Here is a 726-nt window from a genome sequence, read left to right as displayed (position 1 = left end):
GGGACATCCGCAACTGGGATTTACCAGAGAAAGTGCACCTAAACCCCGAACGTGAAATCGTCAACGTGGAGAGTGCATAACGTAGTGATCGCGACAACTAGTTTGACAAACACCGTTATAAAGCAGCATGTCTTAAATTACTCTTTCATTGAACGCCATGCAAATGTGGAGGCTGCAATAACAATTGCAATAGCTGCACCCAGATAAAGGGTTTCTATTGTACCGCCAAATTCAACAGCGTGTTCTAAGAATAGTATTACTAATACAACAGAAGTGACTTGTACTAAGGTTATTTTTAAGTCATGGAAATCTTTAATATTAAAAGCTGCTAAAAACTTACTTTCGTGAGAATTAGATGGCGTTATAAACAGTCGATATAAGCTAATAGCAATCACTTGCAAGGTAATCCCAATTAGCAGTAAATCAAGAATTTTAAGCAATTCTACAATCAGCGCTTTACCTCCTTTTGCTGAATCAGGCAGATTTAATAGCGTTGCCTTTACTGTGTAAAACACAATATTAATACACGAAACATAAACTAATAAAGAGGATACTGCGGCAGTTATAACGGCTATTACGACTAAAAACGACTTGTTTGAAATATATTTTCCATTTTACTCAAATTTATAAGGTTATATCGACTACGAGTAGCATAGTTTAAATTAGATTTTCTTTATAGAGTTTTAATTTTAGATTTTAATAAGTAACCTGAACTCTGTATTATTA

1 protein-coding gene is annotated in these 726 nt (G+C 34.4%); it reads right to left on the bottom strand.

Features of this window, described 5'->3' with window-relative positions; all coding sequences use genetic code 11:
• Nucleotides 1–137: 137 nt before the first annotated feature.
• Nucleotides 138–566, bottom strand: coding sequence for a YqhA family protein (locus CWB66_RS21320; protein WP_252371824.1), 429 nt, complete (start codon nucleotides 564–566; stop codon nucleotides 138–140).
• Nucleotides 567–726 lie beyond the last annotated feature (160 nt).

The organism is Pseudoalteromonas sp. S558 (assembly GCF_005886635.1).
Lineage (GTDB): Bacteria > Pseudomonadota > Gammaproteobacteria > Enterobacterales > Alteromonadaceae > Pseudoalteromonas > Pseudoalteromonas aliena.
This window is presented reverse-complemented; position numbering and strand designations above follow the sequence as displayed.